Consider the following 19,851-nt stretch of genomic DNA (forward strand, 5'->3'; position numbering starts at 1 on the left):
GCGGCCTCCGCTCCAAGCCCAACGATTCCGTGACGGAATGCCGCCACGGTACGTTGAACCGCCGGCGAGGTCGCGAAACAAAGCAACTATTATGTTTTTCGAACAAAACCGCGATCGAGCGCGCCTTTGATTTGGCTCGTTCAGGAGAGTGCAGTTGCATCTTGGATCTTACGCAACGCTTGGACCGTGAAGGCTATCACTGCAAGCAAATTTATGGACCGCTTCTCAAGAAGCAGCTCACGAGCTTAATTGACGAGGCAAAGAATGCTCATATTGGAGATGCAGCGGACTTTTCTTTAGATTGCGACGATGGCGAACTGCGCCGCAATCGTCGCGTTACACCCGGAAAACGACTTGTTCCTCAGACGGAACGACCCGGCCCCTCCGAAAAAAGTGACACGCTTTGGTGCGTATCACCTGCGAGAGGATGTTATCCAAGCCAACGCCAGAAATCCGGTCGCGGCCGAGGCGACTGACGCGCTAAGCACGCCAATCTTGACGGAGTCCAAGAGGTTGGGCTGGAAAGCCAGTCCGGCGATGAAGAGCGCCATGGTGAAACCGATGCCGGTCAAGAGGCTGCCGGCCGCCAACAGTCCCCACGATAGCTCGCTGGGACGGGTTGCGATGTTCAGCGTTACGGCCAGCAAACTGAAAAGCACAACTCCGGCAGGCTTTCCCACTACGAAGGCGGCAAAAACGGAGATTGTCAGAGTTTGGTCGATGCTGGCCGACGACAAGGACACGCCCGCATTCGCCAGGGCGAAGAGCGGCAGGATCATGAACGCGACCCAAGGGTGAAGGGCGAACTCAAGTCGCTCGATCGGCGACACGGCCTCGCGGGCGGCAACGCCGGCCTGACGGAGGTCGAGCTGCGCCGCATTGTCACTGCTCCAGTGATCGCCTGGAGGATATGCGATCACACGGTCAAGTATAGCGTGAAGGCGCCGATCACTCACCCAGCTCCGCGCCGGAGTCATTAATCCGAGGATGATGCCTGCGAGCGTCGCGTGGACGCCCGAGGCGTCGAGCGCCAACCAGATGCCGCCGCCTATCGCGAAATAGACGAGAATGCTGCGTATGCCCAGACGTGCAATCACGGCCACGATGGCGAGCCCGAATCCCGCGTAGCCAATGGCGATCCAGTTCAATGCTTCCACGTAACCGATCGCAACGACCAGTATGGCGCCGATGTCGTCAAAGATCGCCAGAGAGAGCAAAAAAAGCCGCAAGCTTTGTGGAATGCGTGAACCGAGCGTCGCAAGACATCCGATGACGAACGCGGTGTCTGTCGAGATGACGGCGCCCCAACCGCTCGCGCCTGGCCCGCCGCGGGCCAACAGCAGATACAGCCCGACCGGAGCCACCATGCCCCCAAAAGCCGCCGCGAGGGGAAGCGCCGCCATTCGCCGGTCGCGCAGCTCCCCTAGGACCAGTTCGCGCTTCAGCTCAAGTGCAATGACGAAGAAGAAAAGCGTCATCAGCGCGTCGTTTATCCAACTCCTCAACGAACGAGAGAATTCTATGTCTCCCAACCTGAATCCTGCGTGGATTTCCCACATCGCGATAAATTGCGAGGACCACGCCGCGTTGGAGAGCACCAGCGCGAGGAGCGTGCTGAGCAACAGGACTGCGCCGGCCACAGCCTCGATGCGCAGGAACCGCATCAATGGTCTCGTAAGCCAGTCTGCCGGCACCTCGGGAAGCCGCGTGCGGCCGTCGCCCATTTGTTAGACCTTCAGTTCTGCCTTTGAGGCGATGGCGGGTGACGCATTAGCGCGCGTCGTTTGTCAGCTTCCACCGGAGCCAGCTTGCGTGAATGACCTAAGTTCTTCCATCCAAAAGAGCTGGCCCCGGTTGTTTGGACAGCTCCCCGCGGATTTTGAGTGGATCTCTGCCGGGTTTTGCTGAACGCGGGGCGTCTCGATTTTGTCGGGGCGTCGGGAGGGCGGAGCCCGAACAAAAGCATCGACAAAATCGAAGGCGACGGTCATGCGGCCATCGCCGTTTCCTTTTTGCCGAAGTAGGCCTCGTCGGGCGTGCGCCCGTCAAGCGATGAGTGTGGGCGCCGCCCGTTGTAAAAGGTCAGATACCGGCCAATCGACGCACGCGCTTCGGACACAGTGTCGTAGGCGCGCAGATAGACCTCCTCGTATTTGACGCTGCGCCACAGCCGCTCGACGAAGACATTGTCGCGCCAGGCGCCCTTGCCGTCCATGCTGATCATGACCTTCGCATCCAGCAGCAGGCTCGTGAAGTCGAGGCTGGTGAACTGGCTCCCCTGATCCGTGTTGAAAATCTCGGGCTTGCCGTGTTTCGCCAGCGCCTCCTCAAGCGCCTCGACGCAGAACGCCGCCTCCATCGTGATCGACACGCGATGCGAAAGGACGCGGCGGCTCGCCACGTCGACGACCGCCGCGAGATAGACGAATCCGCGCCGCATCGGGATGTAGCTGATGTCCATCGCCCAGACATGATCCGGCCGGTCGATCTTCACGCCACGCAGAAGATACGGGTAGATCTTGTGGCCGGCCGCCGGCTTGCTCGTATTCGGCCGCCGGTAGATCGCCTCGATCCCCATCCGCTTCATCAGCGTCGCGACATGCCGGCGGCCGACGACGGCGCCCTCGCGCCGCAACAGATCCCGCAGCATCCGCGCTCCGGCGAAGGGATAATCGAGATGCAGTTCGTCGAGACGCCGCATCAGCTTCAGGTCCTCGGCCGACACCGGCCGAGACTTGTAATAGACCGTGCTCCGCGAAAGGCCGAGCATCCTGGCTTGTTCTTTGATTGGGAAGGCGTGGCTGCGATCGATCATCGCTTTGCGCTCAGCAGGCCGGCTTTGCTGAGCGCGCCCTCTAAAAAATCATTGGCCAGGGTCAGCTCGCCAATCTTGGCGTGAAGCGACTTCAAGTCCACGGCCGCCTCTTTCGGCTCCGCCTTCTCCTGCCCGAACACGCCCGCCGCACCTTCCAGAAGCTGGCTCTTCCACGTCGTGATCTGGTTCGGGTGAACGTCGAACTGCTGCGCCAGTTCGGCCAGCGTCATCTCGCCCTTGATCGAGGCCAACGCCACTTTCGCCTCACATGGGGAAGTTCGGGTCAAGTGGGCTGCGTCAATGGCGCATGAATAAAACTCCAGTGGCTGTTTCGGTATCCAAGGTCTGAGCCCGACTGCATGACGCTGCCCGTTTCCGAGCACGATCAACCTCACATTCGGTCGCCGTTCGCGACGGCTGCACCAAGATCCCGCTTGCGGCGGGTCTGGGCTCAGGATGACGAAACCATTCTTGAAAGCGGCTTTTCAAGCCATGCGAAAGTGCGGTTCGTCTACCTGGATCCGCAATATGCGGATTCGGTCAATGTTCCTTGTCAGGCGGCTTTCATCACGGCTCCATCGATGACGACGCCGGCCGTCACATATTTCCACAACGCCACCAGTAGCTTTCGCGCCAGCGCCACGATGGTTGTCTTCTTCAGACGACCGCCGTTGCGCTTGACTCGTTCTTCGAACCACAGAGCCAAGGCCGATTGCGGCTGATGGCGCAGCCAAAGCCAGGCGAGTTGGATAAGCGTTGTTCGCAGCCGTGGGTTGCCCGATTTAGAAACGCCCTGCTCGCGATCCACTGATCCGCTTTGCCAGGGCGTCGGCGCCAAACCCGCGTAAGCAGCGACCTGGCGGCGATTGTCGAAGTGTCGGAACAGCCCTTCCGCCCAGAGGACGGCAGCGAACTCGGGCCCGATGCCCTTGATGGCGAGCAACATCGCGGCCGGTTCTGGCGCACCGACTCCTTGTGGGATCAGCAGCGCATCCCGCTCGGCCTCCACCACCTTGACCTGCTCGAGCAGCAGTTCGAGCCGATCGAGTTCACGGCATATCTGAGTCTTGAGATGCGGCGGAAGCCGACGGCCATCGCCCGTGCTCAGCAAGTCGAGTTGTTCCCGACGATCACGACGCAACGGCTCGTAGCCGAACACGCCTTGGGAAAACAGCAATCCTTTGATGCGATTTACGTGCTTGACCCGCTCGGCGATCAGCACTTTGCGCTCGCGGCAAAGTCGGCGGCGGTCTTCTTCCTCGGGAGCCGGCGCTTTGACCATTGCACACACGCGAGGTTCGCCGCGCTTGTACGCCAAGAGCGCGCGAAGCAGCGCCTCACCGTCGATCCTGTCGGTCTTCGCGCGTCGCCGCCGGCGTGATGTCGCAATCGAGGCCGGATCGACGACGTGGCTCTCAATCCCTTCATTCTCCAGCGCCCGATGAATCCAGAAGCCGTCCAGTCCGGCCTCTTGAATGACGATGATCGAGAACGATTTCCCAGTCCGCGCCAACGCCTTCTGCTTAAATTCCAAAAAGCGCGCCAGCAGCGCATCGATGTCCCCGGCAGGCAGAGTGTGCTTCGACATCTTTCCGCCGCCGCCCGGCAAAAGCGACGTGATCAACCAAGTCGAGCGGCTGAGTTCCAAAGAGATAAAAATCGCGCCAAGATCGGTATGGATGGCGCCCGGCGTTTCGGGGCGATCAGCTCTAACTTGCATGGCCGTCTCCAGAGTGGGTGGTCGCAACCTCACTCTGCCAGAGCGCCGGTCGCTATCCACCTCCCCATGGAATCTTGAACGCCGGAGAATGCGTCCGGCGGCTCCTCTTCGTCATCGAATGCTCCTGATTCGCAGCGAGAACCCTCGCCGCCGTCAGGCAGAAAATCCACTTATCTCACTGTCCGAATTTGCGGGGCCAGCTCTCTCGACACGCGGATTGCAGCGTTCGACCGAGTGTTCGCCGAATTGAGTCGAGCCGACGAAACGATGCACTCCAACTGTCGATTCCCAGGACCAGCGTCATTAACCTCCGCGCTCCTCGAACAGTCGAAACGTAACGTCGTTGTTGTCGCTTTATCGCGAACAAACTGGCGCGAATCGTATGAGCCATTGGCGCGGTCTGGGAACGCTTTCGACGCCCGTGTGGTAGGGGCGTGACGGCTGAACGAATGACAGCGGAAATGCCGCGAAGCTGTACTCCGACTGCAAGAAGTCTGCCCCTGCCGTGAACAAAGATGGCCCAACAATCGATCGGCGTTCGGTAAACCTGTCATCAGGCAAGGGCCAATCCGAGGCGGATATCTTATCAGGAACCGGGCGCGCGACTCTCCATCTTGGCCGGACATTTTGAGGCAGATTGTGAGGTCCATTATGATCACAACGCTTGCAGATGGGGCAGGCCATTCGTTGCCTGAGGGCGTTCACTCGGACCACGCCGGAACGCCTGTGACGCTGCCCCGTGAATCCGATGGCAATGTGCGCCGCGACGGATCCGATGCCATTTGGCTGTTGCAGCCGAGCTACGAAAAACACGCTGTCGATGAGCGCGGGAGAGTGCGCGGCGCGCCAGAACTCTCGCCTGTCAAAGAGCTGCTTGCTGCTGAAAAGTTCAGAGTAGACTATCGCGCAAGATCGGAGAAACGACGATGTCGAAGCAGTCGACGAAAATGCATCCGATTAAGAGGGCAAGATTAAAGCAACAGGGCCTGTTGCGTGCAAGGTTTTGTCTGCACATTGTTATTGCCGGGTAGAACGATTTTTCGCAGTGTGCGTCTTTCCGCATTCCGTTTCTTTTTCAACGCCATGATGCGAGCTGGTCGGGTTTCCGCTTGTTTTGCCGCGTCGCCAGCGCAAGCTGTTGCTCATGAGTAGCGACGACGCTTCCGACCTTCGACTCCGCGCCGGGAAAATTCGTGATCGAGGCCGCGCCGCGTCGCGGAGACCGCGCTCCTTCGTCGCGCAGGTGATGAAGGCCGTGACGAAGGCGAAGGGCGCCGGGATCGGGCCTGCGTCGAAGCGCAGCGGTCGTTCCGAACGGCGACGAGATGGCGCGTCGGGTCGTCCCCGGAAAGGAAGATGCTGCCGCATCGGTCGGGGTCAGGCGACAGCCGATCGATTGAAGCTGGCTGCCGAGGGGCGCGGGCCGAGCGAACGAATGCGCCGCGTCGTCGTGAAGGCGCGGATTGTCAGGTTGAAACTCAGGAGCAAGGGAGCCGACGGGCATCTACGCTATTTGCAGCGCGACGGGACGGACCGGGAAGGAGAGAAAGGGAGGCTTTACGGAGCGGAAACTGACGTGGCCGATGGCCGCTCGTTTCTGGAGCAAGGGCGCGAGGATCGGCATCAGTTCCGATTCATCGTCGCCCCTGAAGACGGCGATCAGCTTTCAGACCTTCGCGCCTTCACCCGTGACGTGTTGAAGCAAATGGAGGCAGACCTCGGAACAAGGCTCGACTGGGTCGCGGTCGACCATTTCAACACCGGCCATCCGCATAGCCATGTCGTCATCCGGGGCAAGGATGAGACGGGCAAGGATTTGATCATCGCCCAGGACTACATCACCGATGGCGTCCGGCTGCGCGCGCAGGAGTTGGCGACGCTCGAATTGGGTCCAGAGAGCGACCTCGAACTGCGAACGAAACTCACGGCGGAAATCGCCGTCGAGCGCTTCACCCGGATCGACCGGGCAATGCTCGCCGAGGCTGGCGAGGGAAGGCTCGATCTGCGGCCGGAAACCGGCCAGGTCCGCGCCGACTTTGATCGAACGCTACGCATCGGCAGATTGCAGACTTTGGCGCGCTATGGCCTCGCCGCGGAGAGCGAGCCGGGCGTGTGGAAACTGTCCGACCATTTGGAGTCGACGCTACGGGAACTTGGCGAGCGCGGCGACATCGTCAAGGCGATCAACCGGGCGCTGAAGGCGCGCGGCGAAGAGCGCGCGCTGGAAAGCTATTCCCTTCACGGCGAAGAGGCTAAAATCCGCATCATTGGCCGCGTGATCGACAAGCGGCTGACCGACGAACTCGGCGAGCGGCTCAGCTTCGTCGTCGATGGCCTTGACGGGCGCGTCCACCATGTCGCGGTCGGCTCCGAGGCGATGGCGAACGCCGCCGAGGAAGCGTCAATCGGATCGATTGTGGAGATCGCCCCCGCGCCCGCGGGCCCGCGACCGGCCGACCGCAACATCGCGCAGCTCGCCGACGCCTCAGGCGAGTATCGGCCGAGCGTCCACCGCATCATGGCGGAGGTGAGCCGCGTCCGTGTTCTGGGCGGCGACTATGACTCCTATGTCGAGAGCCATGTCCGACGGCTGGAGGCGCTGCGCCGGGCGGGGATTGTGGAGCGGATCGACGCCGACCACTGGCGTCTCCCGGCCGACTTCGAGGCGCGCACGGCCGAGTACGACGCCCAACGGCGCGGACGGATGACGCTGCGCGTCCTTTCCAGTCTCGACCTTGAGGCTCAGATCGACACCAACGGCGCCACCTGGCTCGACCGGGAGATGACCTCGTCCAATCGCGGGGCCATCGTGCGCGCCGGATTTGGCGCTGAGGTCGATCGGGCGATGAAGGAACGCCGAGAGACGCTGGTCGCCATGGGTCACGCCCGGCGCACGCCGGATAACGTCATCCACGTGCCGGCAGACCTGGTCGCCCGACTGGAGCGGCGCGAGATCGAACGCGTCGGGCAATTCATGGCGGCGGACAAACAAGCGCCGTTCAGAATGAAAGCGGAAGGCGAGCGCATCTCGGGCGTCTTCACCGGCACGACCAATCTCATCTCCGGCAAATACGCGGTGATCGAGAACGCCTACGAGTTCACGCTCGTTCCTTGGCGGCCGGTGATGGACGACCGCCTCGGCCGCCAGATCAGCGGCATCGTGCGCGACTCGGGCATCTCGTGGGATTTTACCCGCTCGCGCGGAATTGGAATCGGGATGTAAGAGGCGGCAAAGTTCATTGCCGCCATAGGCTCGCCAGCGCCTTCCTTTATTTCTTCTTTTGCGCCGGCGTACGCGGCGCGTTGTATCGAGCGATTGGGCGGTTCGCGCCGCGAATATTTGTCGCCATCCTACCGGCATGGTTCAGCAGCGCCGCGAACGTCGCAAGATTGCTTCTGTGGATGACGGAAATGACGATGGCGTTCGCACGCTGACGCGCTATGATTCGTCTCCGAGAAAAGCCCAAGTCGCCGAAAAAATCGCCGTCACTGACGATTTGCCCGAAGATATTCCGATCACGCGAGCCGAGGTCGCTATTGTGGAGAGTTTACTCGGCGACTTGCTCGACGCATTTCTGCGATCTCGGCACTGAGCCCTGGGAGCGTCCAGATGAACGACATTATCCGCGCAGCGCTCTATTTGCGGGTTTCGACGACGCGGCAAGCTGAGGTCGATCTTTCCATTCCGGATCAACAGGCACAGACCACCGCTTATTGTGCGCGCCACGGTTGGCGCGTCGTCGCGGAATACGTCGAGCCCGGCGCCTCAGCGATGGACGACAATCGGCCCGCGTTCCAGCGCATGATCGAGCGCGCCTGCGACGACGACCATCCAATCGATGCGATCGTCGTTCATTCTTTCTCACGGTTCTTTCGCGACGCGTTCGGCCTGGAAATGTATGTCCGCAAGCTCGCCAAGCACAATGTCCGGCTCGTTTCCATCACGCAGGAGCTTGGCGACGATCCGGCGCAGGTCATGATGCGGCAGGTCATCGCGCTGTTCGACGAATATCAGAGCCGCGAGAACGGCAAACATGTTTTGCGGGCCATGAAGGAGAATGCCCGCCAGGGCTTCTACAATGGCTCGCGCTTGCCGCTTGGCTTCACGCTGAGCGAGGTCGACAAGCGCGGCCACCGGACCAAGAAGAAACTTGTCATCGATCCAGTCGAAGCCGAGACGGTGCGGCTGATCTACCGCCTCTATCTCGAAGGGGGTGGCGGCAAAGGTCCGATGGGCGTCAAAGAGGTGACAAAGACGCTGAATGCGCGAGGGCTACGGACACGGCTTGGTGCCCGTTTCGGCGTCGCCTCGGTTCACAAGATACTCACGAACCCAGTCTACGCCGGGAGTTGGCGATTTAACCAGCGCGAAGCCAAGACCGGACGATCCAAACCCGCGAATGAAATCATCGAAGTTGCGGTTCCGGCGATCATCGAACGGCCAGTTTTCGACCGAGCTCAGGCGAGCCTGAAAGCGCGCGACCCACGAACCCTGCCGCCGCGCATCATCACGGGGCCGATCCTCCTCACGGGCCTGGCGCATTGCGCGACGTGCGGCGGCGCGATGACACTACGTACGGGCACCTCGAAATCCGGCAAGGTGCATCGCTACTATTCTTGCTCGACGGCCTCCCGAGTCGGCAAGTCGGGCTGTAAAGGTCGATCCATTGCCATGGACCGACTCGACGGGCTGGTGACTACCCATCTCGCAGACCGGTTGCTTGGCCCAAATCGTTTGGCCGGCCTTCTGACCTCCCTGGCTGAAAAGCGAGCATCGAATGACGCTGAAGTTCAGGAGCGGGCGTGCCTCCTGCAACAAGAGATCGCCCAGGCCAACGACAAGCTGCGTCGCCTCTACAAACTGGTCGAGGATGGCGTCACGGACATCGATGACACGCTGGCGGACCGGCTTGCCGCACTCAAATCGGACCGCGACCGCGCCAAGGCGGCCTTGGAGCGCATCAAGGTTCAGCTTGCGCCTGAGATCACGTTGGAGCCGGATCAAGTCGAGCGCTTCGGCGCTTTCATGCGGGAGCGCATAACGACCGCCGAGACCACCTTCCGGAAGGCCTATCTGCGTTCGATCGTCGACGCCATCGAGGTGGACGACAAGATCATCCGCATCTACGGCTCCAAGGCCAGTCTGGAACAGGCCGTTATCGCCGGAGAACAGATCGGCAAGGGTGTTCGCAGTTTTATACGCAAATGGCGCGCCCAAGGGGATTCGAACCCCTGTTTTCGCCGTGAAAGGGCGACGTCCTAGGCCTCTAGACGATGGGCGCGGCTGCGCGGCCGGATCGCGGCGGCGCGAGGGCGTGTATAGAGGCGCGGACGGCGCAACACAAGACCGCCGCGCGCGCCAGATCGCCCCAGTTTGCGCCCCCTCCGGCGAGGCCCTAAAGCATCGCGGCGATGCTCACGATCAACGATCTCGTCTACCGGCTCGGCGACCGGCTGCTCTTCGACCACGCGGGGGTTTTTCTCCCCAGCCGCTCGCGCGCCGGCTTCGTGGGCCGCAATGGCGCCGGCAAGACCACGCTCTTCCGGCTGATCAGCGGCGAAATCGCGCCCGAAAGCGGCGCCATTTCGCTCCCTGCGCGCACGAGGCTGGGACGGGTCGAGCAGGAGGCGCCCGGCGGGCCGACGGCGCTGATCGACTTCGTGCTGGCGGCGGACCTTGAGCGCGCCGAATTGCTGGCGCGCGCCGAGGCGGCGCATGATCCGCATGACATCGCCGAAATCCAGACCCGGCTCGCCGACATCGACGCGCATTCGGCGCCCGCCCGCGCCGCCGCGATCCTGCACGGGCTCGGTTTCGACGCCGCCGCGCAGCGCCGGCCCTTATCGGAATTCTCCGGCGGCTGGCGCATGCGCGTCGCGCTCGCCGCGGTGCTGTTCTCCCAGCCCGACCTGCTGCTCCTCGACGAGCCCACCAACTATCTCGATCTCGAAGGCACGCTCTGGCTCGTCGATTATCTCTCGCGCTATCCGGCGAGCGTTATCGTCATCAGCCATGACCGCGACCTGCTCGACGACGTCGCCACCCACATCCTGCATCTCGAGCGCGGCAGGCTGACGCTCTATAAGGGCGACTACTCCTCCTTCGAAAAACAGCGGCGCGAGGCGCAGCTCCTCGCCGCCAAGGGCGCCAAGAAGCAGGAAGAGCAGCGCAAGCATCTGCAGGCCTTCGTCGACCGTTTCCGCGCCAAGGCGACCAAGGCGCGCCAGGCGCAGTCGCGCCTCAAACTTCTCGCCAAAATGGAGCCGGTCGCGGCGATCGTCGATGACGCCATCCTGCCCATTCACCTGCCCTCGCCGGAAAAACCGTTGTCGCCGCCGATCATCGCGCTGGAGAGAGCGGCGGTCGGCTATGGCGACCGCGTCGTGCTGTCGCGGCTTTCCCTGTCGATTTCGAACGACGATCGCATCGGCCTCCTCGGCGCCAATGGCAATGGCAAATCGACCTTCGCCAAACTGCTGGCGGGGCGCCTTGCGCCCTGCGGTGGCGAGATGGTGCGCGCGCCGAAGCTGGAAGCGGGATTTTTCGCTCAGCATCAGATCGATGAGCTGAACGAGAGCGAGACGCCTTACGCCGTCTTTGCGCGGCTGATGCCGGGCGCGGCCGAGGCCCGCATTCGCGCCCGCGCGGCGCAGACGGGATTTTCCGGCGCGCGCGCCGATACGCCGATCGCAAATCTCTCGGGCGGCGAGAAGGCGCGGCTGCTGCTCGGCGTCGCCGCGTTCAATGCGCCGCATCTGTTGATTCTCGACGAGCCGACGAACCATCTCGACATCGACAGCCGCGCGGCGCTGATCGAGGCGATCAATGATTATGAGGGCGCCGTGATTCTGGTCTCGCACGATCGCTATCTGCTCGAGGCCTGCGCTGATCGACTGTGGCTTGTCGACGACGGAACGGTGCGCGCCTTCGACGGCGATATGGACGAGTATGCGCGATTGGTGCTCTCGAAATCTCGTAACGAAGAGCCGAAAGGCGCGCCCGCGCTCGACGAGAAGCCGAGGCAAGAGGCGCCGAAGCGCCGTGACGCGGGACAGACGCGGCGCAAACTCGCGGCCGCGGAGGAGCGCGTCGAGAAATTCGCGCAGCTTCTCGCCCGGGTCGACGAGGCGCTCGCGGCGCCAGACGCCTTCGCGCGCAATCCACAGGAGGCGGCGCGGCTTGCATCGCAGCGCGAGGAATTGGCGCGAGCGCTCGCCGCGGCTGAAGAGCAGTGGCTGGAGCTCGCCGCCGAAGCCGACGCATAGGGTGGACTATCTGGCGCTGACGGCGCTGACACGGTCATATTGCTATCAAGCCACAGGACAAAAGATAGACCGGCGCCCCACGGCGCTGCTCGACATCTGTGCAGACTTGATTGCGCCGAACGTCGCCCTAAAAAAATAGGCTGTTCTCTACGCCATCTTCTGGAAGCAGCTCTGCTCCAGGGTTGCGAAACAAGCCAGTCAGCCCGATCGGCGGCATACGATGACTGAGCCACTGCCTCGCCATCGACCGGTAGCTGTGGCGCCGAACGCGCCGGGCGTATGGCGCGAGCGCTCGCTCACATCGGCGATCGTCGAAACCATCGCTGAGCCGCTGCTCGTGCTCGACTCGGAACTGCGAGTCATGGCTGCAAACCCCGCCTTCTATCGCCAGTTCAAGGTCGCGCCTGCCGAAACTCTCAGTCAGGCAATCTATTCTCTCGGCAATGGCCAGTGGAATATTGCTCCGTTGCGGCGGCTGTTAGACGACGTCTTGAAAGAAGATTCCACCATCTGCGGGTTTCGGGTGGAGCATGAATTTCACTCTATCGGCAAGCGGATCATGCTCCTGAATGCGAACGGCATGCGCCGCGAGGGCGAAAGCGACACGATACTCCTCGCCATCAACGACATCACGGAAAGCGAGCGCCTGCGCTTCGAACTCGAAGGCGAGAGGGATTTCGCCGAGAAACTCATCGACAGCATTCGAGAAAGCATATTGGTTCTGGGTTGGGATCTGCGCGTTCGCTACGCCAATCTGAGTTTTTACGATCATTTCATGGCGTCCAGAGAGCAGACCGAAGGCCGTTTCATCTGGGAGCTCGGCAATGGCCAGTGGAACATCGCCGAACTGCGCACGCTGCTGGAGCGGATTCTGCCGGAACAAAACAGCTTCGACGACTACGAAATAGAAAATGAGTTCGAAACGATCGGTCTTCGAACCATGCTGCTCAACGCTCGCCGACTTGACCACACAAATCTCATTCTCCTCGCCATTCGCGATGTCACCGAGCAGCGTCATCACGAGATGCGCCAGAACGCCTTGATGGGGGAGCTTCAGCACCGGGTGAAAAACATTCTCGGCAAGGTGCGTTCGATGGCGCGGCAGACACGAAGGCGCCACCGCAGCCTCGATGCGTTCCTCGAAGCATTTGACGCGCGGCTGGATGCGCTTGCAAGGACGCAGGACCTGCTGCTGACGGCTCCGTCCGGCGCAATTCAGCTTCGGGACATCGTGGTCGCGGAGCTTACCGCGGGCGGCGTGGAGCCGGGGGCGAATGTCACGGTGGAGGGACCGGCGGTCGCTCTTCTGCCTCGCGAAGCTCAGGCCATGGGAATGACGATCCATGAACTGACCACGAATGCAGCCAAACACGGCGCGCTGAAAGCCCAACAGGGACGGATCGAAGTCCGTTGGAGCCTGGATCAAACGGGAGAAGGCGAGCATTTGAGGTTCGGTTGGCGAGAACGCGGCGTGAAGGTTGAAGACGCTGAGCCAACGAGAGGGTTTGGCACAGAGGTCATCGAGAGAAACCTGGCGTACATGTTGGGGGGAAGCGCACGGCTCTCCTTTGCCTCGGACGGCGCCGACTATCGGCTTGAGTTTCACTTGCCGCGCGCAAACACGGGGAAGCACGATGGGTGAGCTGCTCAAAGGTCATCGCGTCCTGATCGTGGAGGACAACTTTGTCATGGCGCTCGATCTCAGCCTCATGGTTGAAGATCTGGGCGGGGCGGTGGTTGGCCCCGCAGGTCGACTCGACGAAGGCATGGCGCTCGCGCAAGCGAACAAGCTCGACGCCGCGATTCTGGACGTGAATCTGGACGGCTCGAATACGTTCCCTTTGGCCGATGGGTTGGTGGCGGCGGAGGTTCCGGTGATTTTTGCGACGGGATACGACGTCAAGATGCTGCCTGAGCGTTTTGCTCAAACCCCCAAGCTTTCGAAGCCGTTTAGCGTCCGTTCCTTGGAGAAGGCCATCAGAGAAGCCTTCTTGCACCGTTCGTAAATACGCGCGGTCGTCGGGCGCGTAGGGGATGGGCGCGTGCGAGATATCTCACGAGAGCGCGGTCTCCCTTGCAGGCGCAAGCTTAACGGTTCGCGGTCCTTTGACTTTGCAGGAATGCGCCTTCACTGGCTCTATGGTTAGACCTGAGAAGCCTTATCCTTGAGGCCTAGAAAGAGGCCCATCGGATGGAAGGCACGCAAGCGGCGCAAATAACGCCAGAGATGGAGAGGCGAGACGAACGCTTGCTCGCGCAGCGCGCTCTGGCGGGCGAAGAAGAGGCGCTGCGCCTTATCATGGCGCGCAACAATCGCCGTCTTTACCGGATCGCTCGGAGCATCGTGCTCGACAGCCATGAGGCCGAGGACGTGGTGCAGGAAGCCTATTTCAAGGCGTTCACCCATCTTGACGGATTTCGGGGCGAGGCCGGCCTCGCCACATGGCTCGCGCGGATCACAATCAACGAGGCGTCGGCGCGGCTGCGAGTCCGCCGACGGGCCAAGCTCATTCATTATTTCGGCGCGCCAAAGAAAGAGTCGGAGGGGATATTCGCCTCTCAGACGAACGATTGCGACGATCCCGAGAAATCTCTGGCGCAGCGCGAAATTCTCCGCCTCGTCGAGCAGGCGACTGACAGGCTGCCAGAGGATTTTCGCGTCGTTTTCGTCTTGCGCGTCATTGAAGGCCTGGGAGTCGCGGAGACCGCGCAATTCCTTGAGCTGCGGCCGGAGACGGTGAAGACCCGCCTGCATCGCGCCCGCCGCCTCATTCGCGACCAGCTGGAGAAGGACATCGGCCCCTTTGTCATGGAGGCGTTTCCCTTCGGAGGGGCGCGCTGCGCGCAATGCGCGCGCGCCGTATTGGCGCGCCTGTCGTCACCCAAAAAAATTCGGGAACCTTTTCCGCCCGCGCTCATCCAATGACCGTCACGCAGCAGTCGTGAGCGAAGTTGGCGCCCCGTGCGCCAAAGGCGGTCGCTCGGGCCGGGAGGAAAAGATGACTAAGGGAATGACCAGAAATATCGTTATGGCGCTTGCGATGGGCGGAGGATTGGCCGCCGCGACGTTCGCTGCATCCGCCGAAAACACAGCCCCTGCCAATGATCCCGAGATCGAGCGCACGCGGCAGCACATCAAAATGCTCGACGACGTCTTCAAGACGGCCGTGGTGCTGATCGACGAAACCTATGTGAAGAAGCCGTCCGACCCGTCCGCCGCCTCTGCGGCCAAGGCGCTTTTCGCCGCGATGAAAAAGAACGGCTGGTATGACGTCAGGCTCATCGGCCTGACCGATAAGGTCGGCGATCCGGACGACGAGCCTAAGGACGCTTTCGAAAAGACGGCGGCGAAAAGGCTGCGCGGCGGCGACCAGGTCTATGAAGAGGTCATGGAGCAGGGCGGCAAGCGGTATCTGCGCATGGCCACCGGAATACCCGTCATCTCCGAAAATTGCGTCATGTGTCACGCCCATTTCAAGGGCGACAAGGGCAATATCGGCGCGCTGTCCTACACCATGCCGGTGGTGAAGTAGGCTAGTGTCCTGTCCCAGAAATTACTAGCCACGTTTTCGCGATTGTGATTCCTTCGGCCCAGGCGGGATTCGGGAGGGCGGCATGGCGAGGGACGGAGCGACCAAAGCGAGCAAGATTAAGCTCAGCGAGAACGAACGGGAATACCTCAAAAGGCTCGTCCGGCGACGCAAGGTGGCGCGTGGGCATGCGCAACGCGCGGAGATCGTGTTGCGGGCCGCTGACGGGCTCAACAACTGCGAGATCGCGGCTGCGGTCGGTGTAACGCGGCAGACCGTGCGCACATGGCGCGAGCGTTTCGCCAAGCACCGTCTCGATGGTCTCGACGATGAGCCGCGCTGTGGCGCGCCACGCAAGATCGGCGACGACCGCGTTGAGGAGATCGTGACCAGGACACTCGAAACGCAGCCCAAGAACGCGACGCACTGGAGCACGCGCGGCATGGCGAAAGCATCGGGCGTGTCGACTTCGTCGGTTCATCGCATTTGGCGTGCATTCTCCCTACAGCCGCATCGCACCGAGACTTTCAAGCTCTCGACCGACCCGCAGTTCGTCGAGAAAGTGCGCGACATCGTTGGCCTCTATCTCGATCCGCCCGACAAGGCGCTGGTGATATGCGTGGATGAAAAGAGCCAAATACAAGCGCTTGATCTGTACAAGTTTTGACTTAATCTGACGGACGGTGTTTTTAGCCACGCGTGGGAGCCGTGGCGGGGGCGGAGTTGGTCGGGGTAGCGCAGCCCCCGCCACGGCGTCTCCAGGAGACACCGATATGACCAAGGATCAGAAAGTCATCCGCGCCAAGGCCGGCCTGCTCGAGCTCGCCAAGCAGCTTGGCAACGTCAGCCAGGCTTGCAAAATCATGGGGTACAGCCGCGACAGCTTTTATCGCTTCAAGGACCTTTATGACAAAGGCGGCGAACTGGCGCTGCAGGAACTGTCTCGTCGCAAGCCGTTGCTGAAGAACCGGGTCGCGCCCGAGACCGAAGCGGCGGTCGTCGCCATGGCGATCGACCAGCCGGCCTGGGGGCAGACGCGTGTCGCCAACGAACTGGCCAAGAAAGGGATCAGCGTATCGCCGTTCGGCGTGCGCTCGATCTGGCTGCGCCACGACCTCGCGACCATGAAACACCGGCTGAAGGCGCTCGAAGCCAAGATGGCGCAGGAGCAGCTGATCCTCACCGAGGCGCAGGTCGCCGCCCTGGAAAAAGCCAAGTCCGACAAGGAAGCGCATGGCGAATTCGTCTTCGAATGCCCCGGTTATTGCGGCGCGCAGGACACCTTCTACGTCGGCACGTTGAAAGGCGTCGGCCGTGTCTACCAGCAGACCTTCGTCGACACCTACGCCAAGGTTGGCTTCGCTAAGCTCTACGACCGCAAGACGCCGATCACCGCCGCCGATCTCTTGAACGACCGCGTCATTCCCTTCTACGAGGAGCACGGCATTCCGCTGCAACGCGTGCTCACCGATCGCGGAACGGAATATTGCGGCAACCCCGAGCGGCACGAATACGAGCTGTATCTCGCGGTCGAGGACATCGACCATACGCGCACTAAGGCGAAGAGCCCGCAAACCACTGATGTGATCGACAAGAGTTTATTTTTCGGATTTGGGTTATTCTCTCCCTGCGCACGGGTGACCGCGTGGCGAAGAGCAGGGCATGAGGTGAGAGCCCTGCCGCGCAGCCTTTATCGTCGCACCTCGTTTGCGGCGCCTGTGCGCACCCTTTTTGGGCCGCGAGGGTTCCATCCGGAGACAAAGCGGGCATAAGCCGTTTCGGCCTGCTCCACCCACCTCCGCTCCTCGTCTCGGCAACTCTTGATGTTGTAGGCGTGAGCTGCGCCCTTTTGGCCGCGCGCCGGCTTGAATCCTGCCCTGAGCTCGAGGTCGCGCAGCTTCTTCGCGTGCAGCGACGGACGCGCCCACACATAGCTCTCGCCCTTGGTCAAGAGATGCCAAATCACGATGGCGAGTTTGCGCGCGGTCGCGACGGCCGCTACATGCTGGCCGCGCCGGGCCCTGACCCGGAGAAAGAAAGCTCTCAAAGGACCCGGCGCGCGCGCCGCGGCCCAGGCGGCCTCTACGAGCATGCCGCGGGCATGACCGCGGCCTTGCTTGGTAATCCGGCCGTGATAAGCCGGCCCTGGTCCCGACTGCCGGACACTTGGGTTCAAGCCGAGGTAGCTGACAAGCTTCTGCGGTTCGCCGAAACGGGTCACATCGCCAACCGCAGCCACGATCGCAAGCGCCACCACCATGTCGACGCCCGGGATCGTCATCAGACGCTTGACGCCATCGTCCGAAAGAGCCGAGCGGGCCAGATCGCGTTCGATCACTTTCAGGTCCTCGCCCAGGCGGTCGAACTCGCGCAGATGCCGTTCGATCGCGAGGCGCTCATCCTCGGGCACGACCTGCTCGACGAGCCAGGCCCGGCCCTTAGGTCCGCAGAGATCTGCATGCGGGCAAGACGGGATGAGATAGGCATGCAAAATCGATTGTATGATGTTCTTGAGACGGGATCTCTGTCGGACAATCTGATTGCGACGCGTCACCTGACGGCGCAAGGCCTGCGTCGGTTCGTCGGGGATCCAAACTTCGGGCAGGAAGCCGCTGGCGTAGAGCTGAGCCAATACGCTCGCATCGATCGTATCGGTTTTGATCTTCGCGTGAGCGATCATGCGCACTTGCTTCGGGTTCGCGATCACGACCTTCTTGACATGCGGAGCGATAACCGCTGCGACAGCCGCTGCATTGCCCGTCGCCTCGATAACCACGGTGTCATCTTCCGAGAGTTTTTGCGCAAAGGCCGTCAGAAGCGCGCGTCGCATGTCAACGCGCCCTAGCCGCTTTAGCTTTCCGTCATCCCAAGCCACCGCTTCGGCGAAAGCTCGGTGAATGTCCAGTCCAATGATGCGCATGCCCAATCTCTCCCCTTTGCCTCGTTCAAAATGGGAGCTGGCGGGCAACACGACATCTACTGATCCGCGCTCGCGGCGCATCCGGGAAAGTCGCAGGGGCGGCCATGTAACGAGCTCGGGCTCTCAGCCCAATGTCTATCGGCGGCCTGCCCGCACCTTCGTGCTCCCGGCGCCCCTCGTCCCGGATGGGCTCACCATACGCCGTTCCCAAAAAGAAAACAGCCGGACGAAAAGGCGCCAGGAATCACATACCGGATAACGGCATCGTCGAGCGTTTCCACAAGACCATGCTCGACGAGTTCTACCGCATCGCTTTCCGCAAGAAGGTCTATGCGACGATCGACGAGCTGCAGAGCGATCTTGACGCGTGGATGCGAGAGTTCAACGAACTCCGCCCACATCAGGGAAAATGGTGCTTCGGAAAAACGCCGATGCAGACCTTTATTGACGCGCTGCCCTTGGCGCGTGAAAAATCAGGTCATCTTCAGGCCAACGAGGAGAGCAACGCCGCCTGAAACGACATCGGCCAACTCATGCCGTCCGTCAGATCAAATATCAACTTGTACACTTGATCGAACGCAGCCGCTGCTGCCGATGCGCCCTGGACAAGTCGAGCGGCGCACGCACGACTACGACCGCCACGGCACTACGACGCTCTTTGCCGGCTTCATCGCTGCTGTCACGGCTGAGACGACCGTGAAGGCTGGCAGTGTGATCGGCACATGCATGCCGCGCCATCGCGCGCAGGAGTTCCGCAAGTTTCTCGACGAAGTGGAGAGCAACGTTCCCGCCGGCCTCGACATTCACGTCGTGATGGACAACGCTTCGAGCCATAAGACGCAAGTGATCCGCAACTGGTTCGCCAAGCGGCCCCACTGGCACATGCATTTCACGCCGACATCGTCGTCGTGGATCAATCAGGTCGAACGCTTCTTCGCGCTGCTGGCCGAAAAGCAGATCAAGCGAGGCGCGCACAAGTCCGTCAAAGACCTCATCGCCGCCATCAAGGCTTTCCTCGCCCAACAGAACGCTGATCCGAAGCCGCTGCGCTGGACCAAGTCAGCCGACGACATTCTGGCCTCCATCGAACGCTTCTGCCGTCGCACCCTCGACCTCCAAGCCAAAGCTGGATAGAAACTTCTGAATCAGGACACTAGCGCTCTCCACGCAAAAAGGGCCTCGATGCATGCGCGTCGAGGCCTTTTCTTGGTTGTACGCGCCGAGAAAGCTGATCGCCCGCGGCGATCTCGCTGATGCGTCAGGGCAGCAGCGTCTGGAATTCCGGGTGTTTCTGCACGTAATCGGCGACGAAGGCGCAGTCGCCCCGGACTTTCAGCCCGCGGGCGCGCGCGAATTCCAAGGCGTTGCGAATGAGCTCCGACGCGACGCCCTGACCGCGCAGCCTCGGCGGCGTCTGCGTGGAGGTGAAAACCATCACGCCATTGTCGATGCGGTAGTAAACGAGCGCCACATCTCCCTCGACGTCGAGTTCGAAGCGACTGAGTTCGGGGTTGTCGCGCACGCTTCCCCAGGGATGTCTGGCTGCAGCCTCTCCTATAGCCTTGCCCATTGCCGGCCTCCTCAGAAGTTCATGGTCCCG

The 19,851-nt window shown here is 61.7% G+C and carries 13 protein-coding genes, 1 tRNA gene and 5 pseudogenes; 12 read left to right on the forward strand and 7 right to left on the reverse strand.

What is annotated here, in order from left to right:
* Positions 1-413 precede the first annotated feature (413 nt).
* From nhaA to AC0X69_RS17900, 3 genes are all read right to left on the reverse strand, one after another.
* Positions 414-1,724, reverse strand: a complete 1,311-nt coding sequence (gene nhaA / locus AC0X69_RS17890; protein WP_482609403.1) for a Na+/H+ antiporter NhaA — start codon at positions 1,722-1,724, stop codon at positions 414-416.
* Between the two features lie 263 nt (positions 1,725-1,987).
* Positions 1,988-3,117, reverse strand: a protein-coding gene (locus AC0X69_RS17895) for an IS3 family transposase (RefSeq protein ID WP_482613437.1) whose coding sequence is annotated in 2 segments (ribosomal slippage) — positions 1,988-2,856 and positions 2,856-3,117 — 1,131 coding nt in all. Because the reading frame shifts where the segments join, the coding sequence is not laid out codon by codon here.
* A gap of 251 nt (positions 3,118-3,368) precedes the next feature.
* Positions 3,369-4,535: an IS110 family RNA-guided transposase gene (locus AC0X69_RS17900; RefSeq protein ID WP_482608713.1), complete on the reverse strand. Its 1,167-nt coding sequence runs from the start codon at positions 4,533-4,535 to the stop codon at positions 3,369-3,371.
* 1,435 nt (positions 4,536-5,970) lie between these two features.
* Here AC0X69_RS17900 and AC0X69_RS17905 point away from each other — a divergent pair.
* The 3 genes and pseudogenes from AC0X69_RS17905 to AC0X69_RS17915 form a co-directional block, all read left to right on the forward strand.
* Complete coding sequence (locus AC0X69_RS17905; protein ID WP_482609404.1) at positions 5,971-7,758, forward strand: DUF3363 domain-containing protein; 1,788 nt, start codon at positions 5,971-5,973, stop codon at positions 7,756-7,758.
* A gap of 136 nt (positions 7,759-7,894) precedes the next feature.
* On the forward strand, positions 7,895-8,128 hold the full coding sequence (locus AC0X69_RS17910) for a hypothetical protein (protein ID WP_482609406.1): 234 nt from the start codon (positions 7,895-7,897) through the stop codon (positions 8,126-8,128).
* 17 nt (positions 8,129-8,145) lie between these two features.
* Positions 8,146-9,183 (forward strand): annotated as a pseudogene (locus AC0X69_RS17915) (recombinase family protein); the annotation flags it as partial.
* On the opposite strand, the gene AC0X69_RS17920 reads toward AC0X69_RS17915, so the two are convergent.
* The gene (locus AC0X69_RS17920; protein WP_482609408.1) at positions 9,106-9,753 is read right to left on the reverse strand and encodes a hypothetical protein; all 648 of its coding nucleotides are present in this window, start codon (positions 9,751-9,753) and stop codon (positions 9,106-9,108) included. The pseudogene AC0X69_RS17915 and the gene AC0X69_RS17920 sit on opposite strands and share 78 nt — an antisense overlap.
* Positions 9,742-9,817 (reverse strand) — tRNA-Glu (locus AC0X69_RS17925). Before AC0X69_RS17925 ends, AC0X69_RS17920 begins: the two co-directional genes overlap by 12 nt.
* 130 nt (positions 9,818-9,947) lie before the next feature.
* Between AC0X69_RS17925 and AC0X69_RS17930 the strand changes: the two genes are divergently transcribed.
* From AC0X69_RS17930 to AC0X69_RS17960, 7 genes and pseudogenes are all read left to right on the forward strand, one after another.
* The gene (locus AC0X69_RS17930) at positions 9,948-11,801 is read left to right on the forward strand and encodes an ABC-F family ATP-binding cassette domain-containing protein (protein ID WP_482609410.1); all 1,854 of its coding nucleotides are present in this window, start codon (positions 9,948-9,950) and stop codon (positions 11,799-11,801) included.
* Between the two features lie 220 nt (positions 11,802-12,021).
* Complete coding sequence (locus AC0X69_RS17935) at positions 12,022-13,443, forward strand: sensor histidine kinase (protein ID WP_482609412.1); 1,422 nt, start codon at positions 12,022-12,024, stop codon at positions 13,441-13,443.
* Entirely contained in the window at positions 13,436-13,807 is a 372-nt protein-coding gene (locus AC0X69_RS17940; RefSeq protein WP_482609414.1) for a response regulator, read from the forward strand. Before AC0X69_RS17935 ends, AC0X69_RS17940 begins: the two co-directional genes overlap by 8 nt.
* A gap of 185 nt (positions 13,808-13,992) precedes the next feature.
* Positions 13,993-14,727: an RNA polymerase sigma factor gene (locus AC0X69_RS17945; protein ID WP_482609416.1), complete on the forward strand. Its 735-nt coding sequence runs from the start codon at positions 13,993-13,995 to the stop codon at positions 14,725-14,727.
* A 73-nt stretch (positions 14,728-14,800) separates the two neighbouring features.
* Positions 14,801-15,334: a c-type heme family protein gene (locus AC0X69_RS17950; RefSeq protein ID WP_482609418.1), complete on the forward strand. Its 534-nt coding sequence runs from the start codon at positions 14,801-14,803 to the stop codon at positions 15,332-15,334.
* 82 nt (positions 15,335-15,416) lie between these two features.
* Positions 15,417-15,983: pseudogene (locus tag AC0X69_RS17955) on the forward strand (IS630 family transposase); the annotation flags it as partial.
* A gap of 121 nt (positions 15,984-16,104) precedes the next feature.
* Positions 16,105-16,926 (forward strand): annotated as a pseudogene (locus AC0X69_RS17960) (helix-turn-helix domain-containing protein); the annotation flags it as partial.
* A gap of 95 nt (positions 16,927-17,021) precedes the next feature.
* On the opposite strand, the gene AC0X69_RS17965 reads toward AC0X69_RS17960, so the two are convergent.
* Positions 17,022-18,236 (reverse strand): IS110 family RNA-guided transposase, encoded by a 1,215-nt coding sequence (locus AC0X69_RS17965; protein ID WP_482613438.1) that lies wholly within the window; start codon positions 18,234-18,236, stop codon positions 17,022-17,024.
* Positions 18,237-18,508: 272 nt separating this feature from the next.
* Here AC0X69_RS17965 and AC0X69_RS17970 point away from each other — a divergent pair.
* Positions 18,509-18,766: pseudogene (locus AC0X69_RS17970) on the forward strand (integrase core domain-containing protein); the annotation flags it as partial.
* A gap of 52 nt (positions 18,767-18,818) precedes the next feature.
* Positions 18,819-19,385, forward strand: a pseudogene (locus AC0X69_RS17975) (IS630 family transposase); the annotation flags it as partial.
* 124 nt (positions 19,386-19,509) lie between these two features.
* On the opposite strand, the gene AC0X69_RS17980 reads toward AC0X69_RS17975, so the two are convergent.
* A complete protein-coding gene (locus AC0X69_RS17980; RefSeq protein ID WP_482609420.1) occupies positions 19,510-19,821 on the reverse strand; it encodes a GNAT family N-acetyltransferase in 312 nt (103 codons plus the stop codon).
* Positions 19,822-19,851: the final 30 nt, after the last annotated feature.

This window comes from Methylocystis sp. Uni0008 (assembly GCF_056838045.1).

Bases quoted from the DNA above. Each gene is read 5' to 3' on its own strand.
- AC0X69_RS17905 (WP_482609404.1), top strand. From the start codon at position 5,971: ATGCGCCGCGTCGTCGTGAAGGCGCGGATTGTCAGGTTGAAACTCAGG.
- AC0X69_RS17980 (WP_482609420.1), bottom strand. From the start codon at position 19,821: ATGGGCAAGGCTATAGGAGAGGCTGCAGCCAGACATCCCTGGGGAAGC.
- AC0X69_RS17900 (WP_482608713.1), bottom strand. From the start codon at position 4,535: ATGCAAGTTAGAGCTGATCGCCCCGAAACGCCGGGCGCCATCCATACC.
- AC0X69_RS17935 (WP_482609412.1), top strand. From the start codon at position 12,022: ATGACTGAGCCACTGCCTCGCCATCGACCGGTAGCTGTGGCGCCGAAC.
- AC0X69_RS17945 (WP_482609416.1), top strand. From the start codon at position 13,993: ATGGAAGGCACGCAAGCGGCGCAAATAACGCCAGAGATGGAGAGGCGA.
- AC0X69_RS17940 (WP_482609414.1), top strand. From the start codon at position 13,436: ATGGGTGAGCTGCTCAAAGGTCATCGCGTCCTGATCGTGGAGGACAAC.
- AC0X69_RS17930 (WP_482609410.1), top strand. From the start codon at position 9,948: ATGCTCACGATCAACGATCTCGTCTACCGGCTCGGCGACCGGCTGCTC.
- nhaA (WP_482609403.1), bottom strand. From the start codon at position 1,724: ATGGGCGACGGCCGCACGCGGCTTCCCGAGGTGCCGGCAGACTGGCTT.
- AC0X69_RS17910 (WP_482609406.1), top strand. From the start codon at position 7,895: ATGGTTCAGCAGCGCCGCGAACGTCGCAAGATTGCTTCTGTGGATGAC.
- AC0X69_RS17950 (WP_482609418.1), top strand. From the start codon at position 14,801: ATGACTAAGGGAATGACCAGAAATATCGTTATGGCGCTTGCGATGGGC.